At 67.0% G+C, this 16,715-nt stretch carries 14 protein-coding genes; 10 read left to right on the top strand and 4 right to left on the bottom strand.

Going from position 1 to position 16,715, the window contains the following annotated elements; all coding sequences use genetic code 11:
• Positions 1–16 precede the first annotated feature (16 nt).
• The 4 genes from AC1DGI_RS01275 (at position 17) to AC1DGI_RS01260 (ending at position 3,984) form a co-directional block, all read left to right on the top strand.
• On the top strand, positions 17–742 hold the full coding sequence (locus AC1DGI_RS01275) for an SRPBCC family protein (RefSeq protein ID WP_476897461.1): 726 nt from the start codon (positions 17–19) through the stop codon (positions 740–742).
• 33 nt (positions 743–775) lie between these two features.
• Positions 776–2,074, top strand: a complete 1,299-nt coding sequence (gene tgt, locus AC1DGI_RS01270; protein ID WP_476897460.1) for a tRNA guanosine(34) transglycosylase Tgt — start codon at positions 776–778, stop codon at positions 2,072–2,074.
• A 22-nt stretch (positions 2,075–2,096) separates the two neighbouring features.
• Positions 2,097–2,846, top strand: coding sequence for a dienelactone hydrolase family protein (locus AC1DGI_RS01265; RefSeq protein ID WP_476897459.1), 750 nt, complete (start codon positions 2,097–2,099; stop codon positions 2,844–2,846).
• Between the two features lie 175 nt (positions 2,847–3,021).
• The gene (locus tag AC1DGI_RS01260; protein WP_476897458.1) at positions 3,022–3,984 is read left to right on the top strand and encodes a type IV toxin-antitoxin system AbiEi family antitoxin domain-containing protein; all 963 of its coding nucleotides are present in this window, start codon (positions 3,022–3,024) and stop codon (positions 3,982–3,984) included.
• A 104-nt stretch (positions 3,985–4,088) separates the two neighbouring features.
• On the opposite strand, the gene AC1DGI_RS01255 is transcribed toward AC1DGI_RS01260, so the two are convergent.
• Entirely contained in the window at positions 4,089–4,784 is a 696-nt protein-coding gene (locus AC1DGI_RS01255; RefSeq protein WP_476897457.1) for a queuosine precursor transporter, read from the bottom strand.
• 259 nt (positions 4,785–5,043) lie between these two features.
• Here AC1DGI_RS01255 and AC1DGI_RS01250 point away from each other — a divergent pair, with 259 nt between their 5' ends.
• Genes AC1DGI_RS01250 through AC1DGI_RS01240 form a run of 3 tightly spaced genes read left to right on the top strand, consistent with a single transcriptional unit; the run spans position 5,044 to position 7,065 of the window.
• Positions 5,044–5,700: a TetR/AcrR family transcriptional regulator gene (locus AC1DGI_RS01250; protein ID WP_476897456.1), complete on the top strand. Its 657-nt coding sequence runs from the start codon at positions 5,044–5,046 to the stop codon at positions 5,698–5,700.
• A 34-nt stretch (positions 5,701–5,734) separates the two neighbouring features.
• Complete coding sequence (locus tag AC1DGI_RS01245) at positions 5,735–6,694, top strand: TIGR01777 family oxidoreductase (protein ID WP_476897455.1); 960 nt, start codon at positions 5,735–5,737, stop codon at positions 6,692–6,694.
• Between the two features lie 5 nt (positions 6,695–6,699).
• Positions 6,700–7,065, top strand: a complete 366-nt coding sequence (locus tag AC1DGI_RS01240; protein ID WP_476897454.1) for a hypothetical protein — start codon at positions 6,700–6,702, stop codon at positions 7,063–7,065.
• Between the two features lie 118 nt (positions 7,066–7,183).
• On the opposite strand, the gene AC1DGI_RS01235 is transcribed toward AC1DGI_RS01240, so the two are convergent.
• Complete coding sequence (locus AC1DGI_RS01235; protein WP_476897453.1) at positions 7,184–8,599, bottom strand: MFS transporter; 1,416 nt, start codon at positions 8,597–8,599, stop codon at positions 7,184–7,186.
• Between the two features lie 142 nt (positions 8,600–8,741).
• Here AC1DGI_RS01235 and AC1DGI_RS01230 point away from each other — a divergent pair, with 142 nt between their 5' ends.
• Positions 8,742–9,605: a hydroxymethylpyrimidine/phosphomethylpyrimidine kinase gene (locus tag AC1DGI_RS01230; RefSeq protein WP_476897452.1), complete on the top strand. Its 864-nt coding sequence runs from the start codon at positions 8,742–8,744 to the stop codon at positions 9,603–9,605.
• A gap of 148 nt (positions 9,606–9,753) precedes the next feature.
• On the opposite strand, the gene AC1DGI_RS01225 is transcribed toward AC1DGI_RS01230, so the two are convergent.
• Both AC1DGI_RS01225 and AC1DGI_RS01220 read right to left on the bottom strand, forming a co-directional pair.
• The gene (locus AC1DGI_RS01225) at positions 9,754–11,502 is read right to left on the bottom strand and encodes a pyruvate dehydrogenase (RefSeq protein ID WP_476897451.1); all 1,749 of its coding nucleotides are present in this window, start codon (positions 11,500–11,502) and stop codon (positions 9,754–9,756) included.
• 307 nt (positions 11,503–11,809) lie between these two features.
• Positions 11,810–13,321: a helix-turn-helix domain-containing protein gene (locus tag AC1DGI_RS01220; RefSeq protein WP_441402462.1), complete on the bottom strand. Its 1,512-nt coding sequence runs from the start codon at positions 13,319–13,321 to the stop codon at positions 11,810–11,812.
• Between the two features lie 143 nt (positions 13,322–13,464).
• On the opposite strand from AC1DGI_RS01220, the gene aceA reads away from it, so the two are divergent.
• Both aceA and aceB read left to right on the top strand, forming a co-directional pair.
• Positions 13,465–14,811: an isocitrate lyase gene (gene aceA / locus AC1DGI_RS01215; protein WP_476897450.1), complete on the top strand. Its 1,347-nt coding sequence runs from the start codon at positions 13,465–13,467 to the stop codon at positions 14,809–14,811.
• A 115-nt stretch (positions 14,812–14,926) separates the two neighbouring features.
• The gene (aceB, locus tag AC1DGI_RS01210) at positions 14,927–16,594 is read left to right on the top strand and encodes a malate synthase A (RefSeq protein WP_476897449.1); all 1,668 of its coding nucleotides are present in this window, start codon (positions 14,927–14,929) and stop codon (positions 16,592–16,594) included.
• The last annotated feature ends 121 nt before the right edge of the window (positions 16,595–16,715 follow it).

The raw sequence follows: 16,715 nt of genomic DNA, 5'->3' as shown, positions 1-16,715 counted from the left end.
GTTGTAGATTCACCCCATGACGAACAATCTCAGCGTCGTGATCAACTCCGACGCCCAGCAGGTCTGGACCATGCTGCGCGAACCCGCGAAGGTGGCTCAGTGGCACGGCTGGGAGGACGATGACCTGGCGGCCGAAATCGAAGCCATCTACTTCAGCCCCAACGTGGTCGAGAGCGCGGACCACACCTCCGTCATCGTCAACGACGGCGACATCTTCACGCTCAAGCCGGTCCCCACCGGCACCGAAGTCAGCGTGACGCGCGCGGCGGTGGACCACAACTCGGAGTGGGCAGCCTGGGACGAGGACATCACCCAGGGCTGGCTCACGTTCTTGCACCAGCTCCGGTTCGCCCTGGAGCGGCATCCCAACGGCACCCGCCGGACGCTGTTTTTCTCCGTACCCGGGACCGGAGGCTCGGCGATCGCCAAGTTGGGCGTCGCCGACGTCCCGGCCGCCGGCGAGGAGTATGCCCTCACCCTGGCCACCGGCGAGGAGATCTCCGGCAAGGTCTGGTTTCGGAGCAACCACCAGGTCGGTCTGACCGTCCACAGCTACGCCGAGCACGGCGACGGCCTCCTGATCGTGGCGGACCAGCCCGCCATCCCCGAGCTCCGGCCCCACGGCGGCTCGCTGGCGATCGTTTCCACCTACGGGCTCGGCGCCCACCGACTCGAGTCCGTCCGCGGCTACTGGGATACCTGGCGCGCTGAGAACTACCCCACATCCGACCCGCTGCACTAAGGGTTCCGCGGTGTTAGCTGGCACACTTGAACGGTGCCAGCGAATCCTGAATCTTCCCCGTCCTCCCCGCTGCCCGCCCGGCAATCCGAGTTTTCCTTCCGAGTCGGCAAACGCCTGAGCGAGACATGCGCGCCGTCGGGCCAGCAGGTGGGCGGCAACGGCGGGGAGTTCCTGGGCCGGACCGGCACCATCACCACCCCGCATGGCGAGATCCAGACCCCGGCGTTCATCGCCGTCGGGACCAAAGCCACGGTCAAGGCCGTACTGCCCGAAGCCGTCGCCGAGCTGGGCGCGCGGGCCGTGCTCGCCAACGCCTACCACCTGTACCTGCAGCCGGGCGCGGACATCCTGGACGAGGCCGGCGGCCTGGGCGCGTTCATGAATTGGCGCGGACCGACGTTCACCGACTCCGGCGGCTTCCAGGTGATGAGCCTTGGCTCCGGGTTCAAGAAGGTCATCGACATGAAGTCGGTGGACAATTCGGGACCCGACGACGCCGTCGCCCCCGGCAAGGAACGCCTGGCCCATGTGGACGAGGAAGGCGTGTGGTTCAAGAGCCATCTCAACGGCGACCGGCACCGCTTCAGCCCCGAGATCTCGATGAACGTCCAGCACCAGATCGGCGCCGACATCATGTTCGCCTTCGACGAGCTGACCACGCTACAGAACTCGCGCGGCTACCAGGAGGAGTCCCTGGAGCGCACCCGCCGCTGGGCCGAGCGCTGCCTCACCGAGCACTTCCGGCTCACCGACGAGCGCGCCGGAAAGCCCTACCAGGCGCTCTTCGGCGTGATCCAAGGCGCCCAGTACGAGGACCTGCGCCGCAAGGCCTGCCGTGATCTTGGCGCCATGAACTTCGACGGGTTCGGCATCGGCGGGGCGCTGGAAAAGGAGAACCTGGGCACGATCGTGCGCTGGTGCAACGAGGAACTCCCGGAGAACAAGCCGCGGCACCTGCTCGGCATCTCCGAACCGGACGACATCTTCACCGCCATTGAGAACGGCGCGGACACCTTCGACTGCGTCTCCCCCACCCGAGTGGCCCGCAACTCGGCGTTCTACCACCCCAACGGTCGGTTCAACCTCTCCGGCGCCAAGTACAAGCGCGACTTCGGCCCGCTGCAGGAAGGCTGCGACTGCTACGCCTGCCTGAACTACTCGCGGGCCTACATCCACCATTTGTTCAAGGCCAAGGAGATGCTTTCCGCCACCCTGATCTCGATCCACAACGAGCGCTTCGTGGTGAAGATGGTCGACGACGCGCGCCTCGCCATCGAGGCGGGCACCTTCTTCGACTTCAAGGCTGAAACCCTGGGACGCTACTACTCCTAGGCACGTCGGCTAGGCTGGCCCGATGTTCATTGAGATCCCTGCCGCAGACGGCACTGCCGAGGCCCTGGTGGCCCGCCCTTCCACCGGTGCCGGCCCGTTCCCGGGCGTCATCCTCTACATGGACGCCTTCGGCCTGCGCCCCCGCATCCAGGACATGGCGCAGCGCATCGCCGACTGGGGCTACGTGGTGCTGGCCCCGAACGTCTTCTACCGCGAGGGAACGGCCGCGGAACTGGCACCGGAAACTGACATGAGCACTCCGGAAGGCCGCGGGGCCGCCGGCGCGGCCGCGTTCCCGCGGGTCGGACGCCTCACCACGGACAAAGCCCTGCCGGACATCGACGCGTGGGTGGATGCCCTCGCCGAGCTCGACGGCGTCGTGCCCGGCCCGATCGGCGTCACCGGCTACTGCATGGGCGCCCGGCTGGCTGTGCGGACCGCCACCGCCCACCCGGATGTGGTGGCAGTCTGCGGCGGTTTCCACGGCGGCGGACTCGCCACCGACGCCCCCGACAGCCCCCACCTCGGACTCGGCAACGCCCGGGCCCGGTTCGTGTTCGGCCACGCCGACCATGACCAAAGCATGGCGCCCGACGCCGTCGTGCGCCTGGGCAATGCCCTGGACGCTGCCGGCTTGGAGGCGACGAACGAGGTCTACGCCGGAGCATCCCATGGCTATTCGATGGCGGACACCTCGGTCTTTGACGAGGAGGCCACGGAACGGCACTTCCGCGAGCTCCGGGAACTTCTCGACGGGACACTCAAGGCCTGACGGGACGCAGGCGGGGCGCCGGGCGGCCCGCCGGGCGGTCCGCGCGCCGTTTCGACGGTTCCGTGTGGGCTCGACGTCAGGCAGCGTCGACCCGGCGCGGAATCGTCGAAGTGGTTGTCCACATGCCCGGAAAAGTGACTGGGCCGGCGGCGAGAGTCCGATTGAGACTGGTCCCATGCCCCTTGAACTGCCGCCCACCGCAAACCTCTGGCGCACGGACCAGCTCCTGGCGTCCGGGCTCAATTCCCGCGCCGTCGCACGGCTGGTACAAATGGCAGCGCTCGTCCGTCTGCGCCGTGGCTGCTACGCCCGCGGGGAGTGGTGGCGCGGCTTGAACGCCACCGCGCAGCGTCGGCAGCTGATTTCCGCGCATGCTCTCGGAACGCTCACGACGTCGGCGGGAGGGTTCGTTTACAGTCATATCTCGGGTGCCAGCCTCCATGCCCTCCAGCTGTGGAACGTGGATGACCGCGTGCACCTCACCCAAGAAGGCTCTCCCTCCGGGATCTCACACGGGCGCGACGTCGTGGCCCACACCCGTCTCGTGGGTGGCCACGAGCTCTGCTTCGTGGACGGCCTCCCCTGCACGTCGCTGGAACGCACGGTAGTCGACTGCTGCCTGATGTTCACCGTGCAACAGGCCGTGATCTTGGTCGATCACGCCGCCCGCATGGGCGCGGACCTTGGCCTGCTCCGCGCCCGGTGTTCCAGTCTCGCCGGACGCAACGGAGTGGTCGCGCTGCGCCGGGCCCTCGAACTGGCTGATCCTCGCTCGGAGTCGGCCGGGGAGAGCCTCACGAGGGAACTGCTGCACCGGCTCAGGATCACGCCGCCGGAGCTGCAGTACCTCGTCCGGAGTCCTCTCGGGGAACACCGGCTCGACTTTGCCTGGCCAGAACGCAAGGTTGCCCTCGAGTTCGACGGCAAGACCAAGTACTTCGATTACCGGCCCACCGGCGAGGTCCTGTTCGCGGAGCGGCAACGCGAGAGGGCGCTAATGGAGATGGGCTGGAGGTTCCTTCGGATCGAGTGGAAGGACCTGTTCAACGAGGTGGAGTTCAAGTACAGGGTCCTGCAGGCATTGAACCGGGGCGCGGCGGCCGATAGTTCTCCGGTTCGACGGGCCCGTGCCGGCTAGACGATTCCCAACATCGAGCTGGCAGGGAACCGTCGAAACGGCGGATGCGGAGGGCGCTAAGGGTGCGAACGGGTGCCGGAAGGCTCGCCGTGAACGCTTGCGGCTCAGATCCCGTAGCTCGGTTCACGCTTCTTGATCCAGCGGATCACGAGTGAGGTCAGCGGCACGAACAGGTACTCCACGAGGGTCTTGTAGACGAAGCCCACCACCACGTAGTTCACAAACATGCCGAAGTCCGTGATGCCGATAACGGACGCGGCAATGGTGCAGAAGATCAGCGTGTCCACGAACTCGCCGACGCCGGAGGACCCCATCAGCCGGGCCCACAACGACTTCTCCCCGGACCGGGCCTTCATCTTCACCAGGATCCAGGAGTTGATCGTCTGGCCGGCGAGGAAGGCCAGCAGGGAGGCGAGCACGATCTGCGGCACCGGGCCAAGGGCCAACTCGAGTGCCGACTGCTTGGCAACGCCGTAGTCGTCGTTGAAGCCGGGCAACGCGATGACGATCCAGTAGGAGAGCGACGCGAACACGGACAGGGCGAAGGAGGTCATGATGGCCTTGCGCGCCACCTTGAAGCCGTAGACCTCGCTGATGACGTCGCCCAGGATATAGGCGAGCGGGAAGAGGAAAAACCCGCCGTCGGTAATGATCGGGCCGATCGCGACGCCCTTGGACGCCCCGATGTTGGACAGGATCAGCACCACGGCCATGACGGCCAGCATGATGCCGAAGTACGGGGATCCGATCGAGGCGAACTTTGGCGCGGCGGTGGCCGGCAGGGTCTTGGCGGAAGTCATGGGTGTTCCATTCGTAGTGGTTCGCTCGGCGGCCCGGAACAAGGGATGCGGCGGGCGGCCGGCTGTATTAGCACTGGAGGGCTCCGGCGACGCGCGCCTGGAACCGCCTCCATTCTCGCACCCGCGAGGCAGGTCCCGCGCGCCGTATACCTGCCAGGCACCCGGAGGACCCCACCATGCGGAACGCCCACACTTTTGAACATGTTCAAATTTGTGTCACACTAGTTGAACATGTTCAGACAACCAGCGGGGAGCACCCATGGCCGGCAAGAGCGAACAGACCCGGCAACTGGTGGCCGACGTCGCACTGCGTATGTTCCGCGACCTCGGCTTCGAAAAGACCACCATGCGCGCTATCGCAGCCGAAGCCGGCGTCTCCGTCGGGAACGCCTACTACTACTTCGCCTCGAAGGATGACCTGGTACACGAGCTCTACCTGCAGGTCCAGGCCGAGCACGCCCACAAGGCCGCGGAGGCCGTCGTCGGCGTCAAGGATCTCAGCGGCAGGCTAAAGGCTACGATGCATGCCGGGCTGGACGTGATGGCGCCGTACCACCGCTTTGGTGCCGAGTTCATCGCGACCGCCATCCGTCCGGCGTCGCCCGTCAACCCATTCAACGACGCCTCGACGGCTGCCCGGGAAGCCTCGCTGGCGATCTTCCGCACCGCGGCCGACGGCGCCAGTCCCGCCGCCGCCCGGAAGCTCCGCGCCGAACTTCCCGAGCTCCTGTGGCTGGCATACATGGGCGTGACCCTTTTCTGGGTGTACGACACTTCATCTGGACAACGCCGCACCCGGAAGCTCGTAGACGGCCTCGCCCCGCTGATTGCCCGCGGACTGTCACTCACGCGGATTCCCGGGGCCAGCCGGATTCTGGACGACGCCTTGGACTTAAGCCGCAGCGTTCGCGGCTAGCACCGGCCAACAGCACACAAATATCGGGGGAATCATGCGAAAGAACATTGTGGTCCTGTCCGGCGCCTCCGGATTCATCGGCGGCTACTTCCAGCACCGCTTCGGGCAGGACGGCTGGGAGGTTCGGACCATCGGCCGCTCTCCGTCCGACACGGTGCGCTGGGGAGACGACGGCGGCCTCGTCCACGCACTCGAGGGCGCCGACCTGCTGGTGAACCTGGCAGGTCGTTCGGTCAACTGCCGCTACAACGCGCGGAACCGGGCCGAGATCCTGGACTCCCGTGTGTCCACGACGGCGGAACTTTGCCGCGCCATCTCGCGCTGCCGCACTCCCCCGGCGACCTGGCTGAACGCCAGCACGGCAACCCTCTACCGGAATGCCGAGGACCGGCCCCAAACGGAGGACGACGGCGAGCCAGGCACCGGGTTCTCCGTCGACGTCGCCCGCGCCTGGGAGGATGCGCTGAACCTGGCGCCGACCCCGCGTACCCGGAAGATTCCGCTGCGCATCGCGATTGTGCTCGGACCGGGAGGCGGAGTGATGCGCCCCTTCGCGAACCTGGCGCGGCTGGGCCTGGGCGGCCCGATGAGCACGGGGACGCAGAAGTTCAGCTGGATCCATGTTGAGGACCTCTACCGTGCGGTGGGCTTCCTGCACCAACGCCCTGACGTCACCGGCCCGGTCAATGTCGCGGCGCCGGAGGTCGTGGAGAACCGGGAATTGATGCGGCTGGTCCGCCTGTCATACGGGGTGCCATGGGGCATGCCAACACCCGGTTGGCTACTGAAGCTCGGAAGCGTCCTGATCCGCACTGAAGCCGAGTTGGTCCTTAAGAGCCGCTGGGTTGAACCCCGCAAGCTGCTCGATGCAGGATTCGTTTTTCAGGAGCCCGGGCTGGAATCCGCGTTGGACCGGCTCGGCGGAGCGCGGCGGTGCGCCGGCCGGTGCGGGTCCAGCTGGGCTCCGGTGCGATCTGGACCGGCATCCTGGTGACACATGTGAGCTTCTGTGTCCTCTTCAGCATCGGCACGCTATTCCTACCCCCGAGCGCCGTAGGCTTCAGCTTCCTCCTCGTCGCGGCCCTGCTGGTGGGCGCGATCCCGGCGGTTGTCATCGGCTGGGTGCTGGGGATGCCCCTCGGGGCGCTGCTGCTGCCGGTCCGGAACCAGTGGCTGCACGTTGCCGCATTCGGAGGCCAGGGCGCTGCGATCGGGCTTCCATTTGGCGGCTTCGCGGTTCCGCCGATGCTGCTGACCGCCGCCGGCATGGCTGTATCCGCAGCCATGGGCCGGCTCAGCGTCTGGAGGCTCACCCGCGTTAACGACCTCGGCGGGCCGCCGGCCACCGGCACCGAAGCCCCCTAGCCAGCAACCCGCCGTCGTCCGCGGTGCGCCACTTCGACGGTTCCCCGCCGGTTCGACGCTTCGCGGCGTCTTGCCTGCAGGGAACCGTCGAAACGGCGTCCGGATAGCCGCAGGAACCCTAGCGGCGCGAGGCGTCGATGAGGTCCTTGCCGTCGTCCTCGCGGCCGGGGACGACCGGAGCGGCGCCGACGTCGGCGGGCTCCCAGGCGTGGCCCTGCTCGTGGTCAAGATGGGTGGACTTCTTGTTCTTCAGCGCGAAGATGTACACCAGCAGTGAGATGCCGATCGCCACCGTGACGTAAGTGAAGAACAGGTCCACCTGGTTGGACTTCTGCAGGGCCGCGCCGATCAACGGGACGGTGCCGCCGAACAGCGAGTTTGCGATCGCATAGCCCAGGCCGACGCCGAGAGCGCGGATGGAGGCGGGGAACAGCTCGGCCTTCACCAGGGCGTTGATGGAGGTGTAGCCGCCAACGATCAGCAGCCCGCCCATCATCAGGAGGAACGCCGTGAAAGGATCCTTCGTGCCGGCCAGGGTGGAAAGCAGCGGCCAGGTGAAGAGCACGCCGGTGATACCGAACCAGAGCAGCAGCGGCTTGCGCCCGACCTTGTCCGAGATGATGCCGTAGACCGGCTGGAGCAGCATGAAGATGAACAGCGCCCAGAAGTTGATCACGGAGGTATCGGTCTTGGCGACCCCGGAGGTATCGTTCATGAACTTCAGGAGGAAGTTGGTGTACGTGTAGAACGCGACCGTGCCGCCGAGCGTGATGCCGATGCAGATCATCAGCGGCTTCCAGTAGCTGGTGAACAGCAGCTTCATGGTGCCCGGCCGGGCCTCGCCCGCAAGCGCCGGGGCCTTCGCGGCCTCGATCTGCTCGGCCGAAACTGTTTCCTCCATCGAACGGCGGAGCCACAGGACCACGAGTGCGGCGACGCCGCCGATCGCGAACGGGATCCGCCAGCCCCACTCGGTCAGGTCACTCTTGGGCATAGCGTTCTGCAGGATCACAAGCACGAGGAGGGCCAGCATCTGGCCGCCGATCAGCGTGACGTACTGGAAGCTGGAGAAGAAGCCGCGGCGCTTGGTGGTGGCGGCCTCGGACATGTAGGTGGCGCTGGTGCCGTATTCGCCGCCCACCGAGAAGCCCTGGATCACGCGGATGAGAACCAACAGAATCATGGCCCACAGGCCGATTACGTCCTGGGTGGGGAGCACCGCAATGGCGAAGGAACCGGCGGACATCATCGTCACGCTCAACGTCAGCGCTGCCTTGCGGCCCTTCCGGTCGGCGTAGCGGCCGAAGAACCAAGCGCCGATCGGGCGCATCAGGAACGACGTCGAGAAGACGGCCATCGCCTCGAGGCCGGCCTGCAGGTCGTCGGTGGAGTTGAAGAAGTGCGACTGAAAATATGCCGCGAAGACTGTGTAGACGTAGAGGTCATACCACTCGACGAGGTTGCCGGCCGAGCCTTTGAGGATGTTGCCGACGGCTTTTCTGGTCTGGGCCGCTTCGGACAGTTGGGTGCTCATCAATGAACCTTCCTGGATCCGGCGCCGCAAGAAAGCAACGCCGTCCGCCACCTTATTCCCAGTGATCCGCAACACCCGGGTTGTGGTCATATTGGTCATGAGCACAATGTGGCCAGTTTTCCCGGGGTGGCAGGATGGGTCCATGACTTCTAACGCCGTGGACCACCTGACCTCCGACGCCGCAGCCTCCCCCGCCGTCGCCCTGACCATCGCCGGTTCCGAGGCCACCGGCGGCGCCGGCGCGCAGGCGGACCTGAAGACCTTCCAGGAACTCGGCGTCTTCGGCATCGCGAACCTGACCTGCATTGTCTCCTTCGATCCGAAGGACAACTGGAACCACCGCTTCGTCTCGGTGGACCAGCAGGTCATCGCCGACCAACTGGAGGCGACGACGGCGGCGTACGGCGCCGGGTCCGGCGCACCGTCGGTGCTGGACACCGTGAAGATCGGGATGCTGGGCAGCCCTGCGACAATTTCCACCGTCGCGTCGGCGCTGGCCGACTCCGGCTTCAAGAACGTGGTGCTGGACCCGGTGCTGATCTGCAAGGGCCAGGAGCCGGGCCACGCCCTGGACACCGATCAGGCGCTCAAGGCGCAAATCCTGCCGCTGGCCACCTTCGTCACGCCGAATCACTTCGAGGCCGAGTCGCTCTCCGGACTCGAGATCACCGACGTAGAGTCCCTCAAGGCCGCGGCCGTCCGCATCCACGAACTCAGCGGCGCCGCGGTGCTGGCCAAGGGCGGGGTGCGCCTGGCCGGGCCCGACGCCGTCGACGTTTACTACGACGGCGAGACGCTGGAAGTGCTCTCCGCCCCGAAGATCGGCGAGGTAGCGGTCTCCGGCGCCGGCTGCTCGCTGGCCGCCGCCGTGACGGCCGAGCTGGCCAAGGGCGCGACGCCGCTGGAGGCCGCCCGCACGGCGAAGGACTTTGTCACCGCGGGGATCCGGAACCGGGTGGCCTCGGGCGCCCCGTTCGACGCGCTCTGGCAGGGCGGCCCGCGCTAGCTCCGGCCGTTTCGACGGTTCCCTGCCCCGTCGACGCTTCCCGCCGTCGACCCCGCACGGAACCATCGAAACGGCGGGGCCGGACCTGGCGGCGGGGCCGGACCTGGCGGCGGGGCCGGACTTAACGCCGGGGCCGGGTCCCCCGCCGTCAGCGGCGCGGGATATTGCGCAGGTTGCTGCGGGCCATGCTGACGGCCTCGCCGGCGCCCCGGTTCAGCACCACCTTGGACATGGCCGTGGCGAAGCCCAGGACCTGTGCGCCCTTGATCTTCGGTGGGAGCGAGAGGGCCTTGGGATCCGTGATCAGCTCCACCAGGGAGGGTCCGGGGTGCGCGAACGCCTCGCGGTAGGCGGCCTCGATCTTGGACGGGTCCGTGACGCGGACCGCGTGGAATCCCAGGGCCCGGGCCACGTCCGCGTAGTTGGCGTCCGGGACGTCCACCCCGAAGTCGGGGAGCCCGTCCACCAGCATCTCCAGCTTCACCATGCCGAGGGTGGAGTTGTTGAACACCACAACGTTGACCGGAAGCCGGTGCGACGCGACCGTGATCAGCTCCCCCAGCAGCATCGACAGGCCGCCGTCGCCGGATACCGAAATCACCTGCCGTCCCGGGTAGGCCACCTGCGCGCCGATGGCATGCGGGAGCGCGTTGGCCATGGAGCCGTGCAGGTACGACCCGATCAGCCGCCGCGTGCCCAACGGGTTGATGTACCGCGCCGTCCAGACATTGCACATGCCCGTGTCCGCCGTGAAGACCGCGTCCTCCGCCGCCACCTGGTCCAGCAGCGAGGCAGCGTATTCAGGGTGGATGGGTTCGGTCTTTTCGACCCTGCGGGTGTACGCGCCGACGGCTTTGTTCATCAGCCGGTCGTGCTTTTTGAGCATCGCGTCGAGGAACCTGCGGCTCTTCTTCGGCTTCAGCAACGGCATCAGGGCAGCGAGGGTGGGCAGCACGTCGCCATGCACGGCGACGTCGACGTCGGTCCGCCGGCCCAGGTTTTGCGCGGCCCGGTCCACCTGCGCCGTCCGGGTCCCGGGGAGGAACTGGTCGTAGGGGAAGTCCGTGCCGAGCAGGATCAGCAGGTCCGCGTCTTCGATCCCTTCGGCCGCGGCACCGTAGCCGAGCAGGCCGGTCATGCCGATGTCAAAGGGGTTGTCGTACTGCATGAAGTCCTTGCCGCGCAGCGAGTGCCCGATCGGCGCGGACACCAGCTCCGCCAGGGCGATCACCTCGTCATGCGCGCCGTCGACGCCGGCGCCCGCGAAGATGGCCACCTTCCCGGCGTCGTTGATGGCGTCCGCCAGTTCCTGCACGCTGGCAGGGTCCGGCACCAGCGCGGCGGGCCGGAAGGCTGCCGGCGCCGGGGTCGCGGCGGTCGCCTCCAGCCCGGCGATGTCGCCGGGCAGGGTCACGACGGCGACGCCGCGGAGCGCGACGGCGTGCTGGATGGCGCTGTGCATCACGCGGGGCGCCTGCTCCGCGGTGCTGACGAGTTCGGAGTACACCGAGCATTCGTTGAAGAGCCGGTCCGGGTGCGTCTCCTGGAAGAAGCTGCTGCCGATCTGCTTGCTTGGGATGTGCGAGGCGATGGCCAGCACCGGAGCGCCGGAGCGGTTGGCGTCGTAGAGGCCGTTGATCAGGTGCAGGTTGCCCGGCCCGCAGGAGCCGGCGCAGACCGCGAGCTTCCCGGTGAGTTGGGCTTCCGCGGCCGCCGCAAACGCCGCAGCTTCCTCGTGCCGGACGTGGATCCAGTCGATTCCGCCCCTGGCGGCGCCGCCGGTTTTCCGAACGGCGTCGACGATCGGGTTCAGGCTGTCGCCCACAATCCCGTAGATCCGCTGCACGCCGGCAGCCTGGAGTTGTTCAACGAGCTGGGTGGCTAGTTCCTTGGCCATGAGTGCACGCTCCCGCGAGATGGATCGATGAGCTGACACTGGCCAATATAGTCCGACCTGCGGTCAGCCCGCCCGGGGACGCTCCCTCAGCTCCTGCCGCACGTCACCCGACGCTCCCTCAGCTCCTGCCGCACGTCACCCGACGTTCCCTCACCTGAACTGCGGTAGCGTCGCGCCACAACCGGCAGGATCTGCGGGAGCGTCGCACCGTTCGCGGCAGGAACGGCGGGAGCGTCGCATAGTTCGCGGCAGGAACTGCGGGAGCGTCGCACCGTTCGCGGCAGGAACTGCGGGAGCGTCGGGAGGGTCAGTTGCCGGAGTGCGCCTGCAGGAACGAGTAGACCTCGGTCTCGTCCACGCCGGGGAACGCACCGGGCGGCATCGCGGCGAGCAGGTGCGAATGGGCACGGGCCGAGGGCCACGCGTTGCCGGCCCACTCCGAGGCCAACGCGGCCGGCGGACGCTTGCAGCAACTCTCATCCGGGCAAGTCGACTTGGACCGCTCCGTGGTGTCGCGGCCGCGGAACCACTTCACCTGGGCGTAGGGCACCCCCACGGACAGCGAGAACTCGCCGTTCGCGGAGCGTTCGGTCCGCGCCGTGCACCAGTAGGTCCCGGCCGGCGTGTCGGTGTACTGGTTGTAGGCGCTGAACTTGTCCGGCACATCGAACACCACCCGCGAGGTCCAGTTCCGGCAGGAGAACTGGCCCTCTATGGCGCCCGTGTGGTCCTGCGGGTACGTCACGCCGTCGTTCTCGTAGGCCTTGTAGATGATGCCGCTCTTGTGTGTCTTCTGGAAGTGCGTGCGGAGGTCCAGGTGCTGGGTGGCGAGGTTGGTGAAGCGGTGCGCCGCGGTCTCATAGGACACGGCGAAGGCGTCCCGGATGTCCTCCACCGCGATTTCCTTGGCCTGTTTAGCCCGCTGCAGAAACTCCACGGTGGCCTGTTCGGGCAGCAGCAGCGCCGCGGCAAAATAGTTTGTGGCGACCCGCTGCATCAGGAAGTCGCCGTAGTTGGTGGGCGTCTGGTGGCCCAGCACGTAGTGGCCCAACGCCTGGAGCAGCACGGAACGGGGGTCGTGGTCGCTGCGGGCATTCTGCGTGAGGTAAATTCGGCGGTTCTTCAGGTCCGTCACGGAACGGGTGGAATGCGGCAGGTCGCTGACGTGGTGCAGGCTGAACCCAAGGTGCCCGGCGATGTCCGCGATCACATGGTGGGACAGCGGCCCGGACGTATGGCCCACCGACGCCAGGACCTTCTGCGCCTCCGCCTCGTACTCGGGGAAGTAGTTGTTGCGTTCGCGCATCATGGCCCGCAGCTCACCGTTGGCGCGGCGGGCTTCCTCCGGTGTCGCGACCTGCTCGTTAAGCCGGCGTTCCAGCTCATGCTGCAGCCCCACCATGGATTCCAGCACATCCATCGGCAGCCGCGAGCTGATGCGGATCTTGGGCAGACCCAAAGACTCGTAGATGGGACTGCGCTGGTAGCGTTCCAGCTCGATCTCCAGCGCCGCGCGGCGGTTCGGCGGCTCCGCGCCGAGCAGTTCGTCGATACTCACGGCGAGGGCCGCCGCGAGCTGCTGGAGCAGGCCGAGCTTGGGTTCGCGCTTGCCGTTTTCGATCAGGCTCAGCTGGCTCGGTGCCGTCCCGACGGCGGCGCTCAGGTCGTCGAGGGTCAGCCCGGCCGCCTTGCGCAGGTGGCGGACCCGGCGGCCCATGCTGATGACGTCCACCTCGGGTTCGGCCGGGAGTGCGGGCGCTGCGGTCTGTCGGTTCCAGCTGCTCGGATGCATTTTTTGAGAATACGGGAAGAAGTGCATTTCTTTCCAGAGCTTTAGTCTAGAAAGCCCCTTGAAACTGAAGAAAAGTAGATCTCACAGAAAGATTCACCGCTCCGGATCATCCGGCGGGACCCCGCGACGAGGTGGTCCCCGCCGGCCCGGGCAACCGAAGGAGATCAGCAATGACCGCAGCATTTGAGCCCAACCAGCAGCCCTCCGCCCAGGACTCAGCAAGCGAGCAGGCTGCCGCCCTGGAGCTCGAGTGGGCTGCCAACCCGCGCTGGGAAGGTGTCACTCGGGATTACTCAGCCTCCGACGTCGTCCGCCTCCGCGGCCGGGTCTCCGAGGAACACACCTTGGCCCGCCGCGGCTCCGAGAAGCTGTGGAAGCAGCTCACCGAAGAGCACAAGGAAGGCAAGTACACCAACGCGCTCGGTGCCCTGACCGGCAACCAGGCCGTGCAGCAGGTCAAGGCAGGCCTGCGCGCCATCTACCTCTCCGGCTGGCAGGTCGCCGCGGACGCCAACAACTCCGGCCACACCTACCCGGACCAGTCGCTGTACCCGGCCAACTCCGTCCCCACGGTGGTCCGCCGCATCAACAACGCCCTGCTCCGCGCCGACCAGATCGAATTCTCCGAGGGTATCCAGACGGTCGAGGACTGGATGGTGCCGATCGTCGCCGACGCCGAGGCCGGCTTCGGCGGCCCGCTGAACGCCTACGAACTGATGAAGTCCATGATCCAGGCCGGCGCCTCGGGCGTGCACTGGGAGGACCAGCTCGCCTCGGAGAAGAAGTGCGGCCACCTCGGCGGCAAGGTACTGATCCCCACCCAGCAGCACGTCCGCACCCTGAACGCCGCCCGCCTGGCAGCCGACGTCGCCGGCACCCCGTCGGTCATCATCGCCCGCACCGACGCCGAGGCAGCCACCCTGATCACCTCCGACGTCGACGAGCGTGACCAGGAATTCATCCTCCGCGAAGGCGGCCAGCCGGTCCGCACCCCGGAGGGCTTCTACAAGGTCCACAACGGAATCGAACCCTGCATCGCCCGCGCCAAGGCCTACGCCCCGTACTCGGACCTGATCTGGATGGAGACCGGCACCCCGGACCTCGCCCTGGCCCGCAAGTTCGCGGAATCGGTCAAGGCCGAGTTCCCGGACCAGATGCTCTCCTACAACTGCTCGCCGTCGTTCAACTGGCGCAAGCACCTCGACGACGACACGATCGCCAAGTTCCAGCGCGAACTCGGCGCGATGGGCTTCACCTTCCAGTTCATCACCCTGGCCGGCTTTCACGCCCTGAACTACTCGATGTTCGACCTCGCCCACGGCTACGCCCGGGAAGGCATGAGCGCCTACGTAGAGTTGCAGGAAAAGGAATTCGCCTCCGAATCTCGCGGCTACACCGCCACCAAGCACCAGCGCGAAGTCGGCACCGGCTACTTCGACGACATCGCCACCGCGCTCAACCCGAACGCATCCACCTTGGCCCTGGTGGGATCCACCGAAGAAGGCCAGTTCCACTAGCGCTTACCGTTCGACGGCGGTTCTCGCCTCCGGCCTTCGGTCCGGCATTGCACCACTCACCGGAGTGCCGCCAACCGCCGTCGAACTTCCCTTTTTCGTCTTTAAGGAGACTGAAATGAACAGCTTCACTGACAACTTCACTATCAACGGGGTTACGTTGACTGCCCAGCCGATTTGCCGGCAGGGCGAGGTTCTTACTCCGGATGCGCTGGAATTCGTGGCCAAGCTGCACAAGGCGACGGCCGAACGCCGGCAAGAGCTGCTGCGGGCGCGGCAGGAGCGCCGCCAGCAGATCAGCAAGGGCCAGGATCCGCGGTTCCTGCCCGAGACCGAGTCGATCCGCAACGACCCGGAGTGGCGCGTCGCTCCCCCGGCGCCGGGCCTGGAAGACCGCCGCGTCGAGATCACCGGTCCGGTGGACAAGAAGATGACCATCAATGCGCTGAACTCCGGCGCCAAGGTGTGGCTCGCGGACATGGAGGACTCCTCCACGCCGTCATGGCGCAACGTGATCCAGGGCCAGCTCAACCTTACCGACGCGCTGGAGCGGCGGATCGACTTCACCTCCCCGGAAGGCAAGGAGTATAAGCTCCGCGCCGCCGAGGAGCTGCCCACGATCGTGGTCCGGCCCCGCGGCTGGCACCTGCCGGAAAAGCACATGCTCATTGACGGCACCCCGGTGGCCGGCGGGATCGTGGACTTCGGGCTGTATTTCTTCCACAACGCCCGCCGGCTGATCGCCCAGGGCAACGGGCCGTATTTCTACCTCCCGAAGATCGAGAGCCACCGCGAGGCGCGGCTGTGGAACGACATCTTCGTCCTGGCCCAGGACCTGCTGGGCATCCCCCAGGGCACCATCCGCGCCACCGTGCTGATCGAAACCATAACCGCGGCGTTCGAGATGGAAGAGATCCTCTACGAACTCAAGGACCACGCCGCGGGCCTGAACGCCGGCCGGTGGGACTACATCTTCTCGCTGATCAAGAACTTCCGCACCCGCGGCCCGCGTTTCGTCCTGCCGGACCGCGGCCAGGTCACCATGACGCAGCCGTTCATGCGGGCCTACACGGAACAGCTGGTGCGGGCTTGCCACAAACGCGGCGCCATGGCGATCGGTGGCATGGCCGCAGCCGTCCCCAACCGGAAGGACGAGGCAGCCAACGCGATCGCCTTCGAGAAGGTCCGTGCCGACAAGACCCGCGAGGCCGGCGACGGGTTCGACGGCTCCTGGGTGGCGCACCCGGACTTAGTACCCGTGTGCCGCGAGGTGTTCGACGGCGTGCTCGGCGACCGTCCGAACCAGCTGGACCGGCTCCGCGAGGACGTCACCCCGGACGACCGTGCGCTCATCGACCTTTCCGCCACTACGGGAACGATCACCGAGCAGGGCGTGCGGAACAATATCGAGGTCGGCATCCGCTACATCGAGTCCTGGCTGCGCGGCAACGGCGCGGTGGCCATCCACAACCTGATGGAGGATGCCGCCACCGCGGAAATCTCCCGCTCCCAGCTGTGGCAGTGGATCTTCTCCCGGGCCATCACGGACGCGGGCGACGTCGTCACCCGCGAATGGGTGGAGGACATGCTGGACGAGGAATTCGCCCGGCTGGAACGCTTCGAAGGCGACCGCTTCGCCGATGCCCGGGACATCTTCGAGGAGGTCACCCTGGGCAACGAGTTCCCCGCCTTCCTGACGCTGCCGGCTTACGACCGCTTCCTGCACGAAGCCCGCGGCGGCGCCGATCAGGCAATCTGCGACGACGCCGGCCTGCTCGCCGTCTAGCTACCCGGGGCCTAGCAGGCCTTCCCGGTCCGGTCGCCGCTCCCGGCGGCCGGAGCCGGGACTTCCAGAATTCCGCTTGCCGGGCTGCCACGCCCTTCGCAACAGGCCCCCCGAGATCCGG

Source organism: Arthrobacter sp. 05N428_2 (assembly GCF_056397065.1).
The sequence above is the reverse complement of the archived record's forward strand: the minus strand, read 5'-3'. Positions and strand labels throughout refer to the sequence as shown.

Bases quoted from the DNA above. Each gene is read 5' to 3' on its own strand.
- AC1DGI_RS01275 (WP_476897461.1), top strand. From the start codon at position 17: ATGACGAACAATCTCAGCGTCGTGATCAACTCCGACGCCCAGCAGGTC.
- AC1DGI_RS01265 (WP_476897459.1), top strand. From the start codon at position 2,097: ATGTTCATTGAGATCCCTGCCGCAGACGGCACTGCCGAGGCCCTGGTG.
- AC1DGI_RS01260 (WP_476897458.1), top strand. From the start codon at position 3,022: ATGCCCCTTGAACTGCCGCCCACCGCAAACCTCTGGCGCACGGACCAG.
- AC1DGI_RS01255 (WP_476897457.1), bottom strand. From the start codon at position 4,784: ATGACTTCCGCCAAGACCCTGCCGGCCACCGCCGCGCCAAAGTTCGCC.
- AC1DGI_RS01250 (WP_476897456.1), top strand. From the start codon at position 5,044: ATGGCCGGCAAGAGCGAACAGACCCGGCAACTGGTGGCCGACGTCGCA.
- AC1DGI_RS01245 (WP_476897455.1), top strand. From the start codon at position 5,735: ATGCGAAAGAACATTGTGGTCCTGTCCGGCGCCTCCGGATTCATCGGC.
- AC1DGI_RS01235 (WP_476897453.1), bottom strand. From the start codon at position 8,599: ATGAGCACCCAACTGTCCGAAGCGGCCCAGACCAGAAAAGCCGTCGGC.
- AC1DGI_RS01230 (WP_476897452.1), top strand. From the start codon at position 8,742: ATGACTTCTAACGCCGTGGACCACCTGACCTCCGACGCCGCAGCCTCC.
- AC1DGI_RS01225 (WP_476897451.1), bottom strand. From the start codon at position 11,502: ATGGCCAAGGAACTAGCCACCCAGCTCGTTGAACAACTCCAGGCTGCC.
- AC1DGI_RS01220 (WP_441402462.1), bottom strand. From the start codon at position 13,321: ATGCACTTCTTCCCGTATTCTCAAAAAATGCATCCGAGCAGCTGGAAC.
- aceA (WP_476897450.1), top strand. From the start codon at position 13,465: ATGACCGCAGCATTTGAGCCCAACCAGCAGCCCTCCGCCCAGGACTCA.
- aceB (WP_476897449.1), top strand. From the start codon at position 14,927: ATGAACAGCTTCACTGACAACTTCACTATCAACGGGGTTACGTTGACT.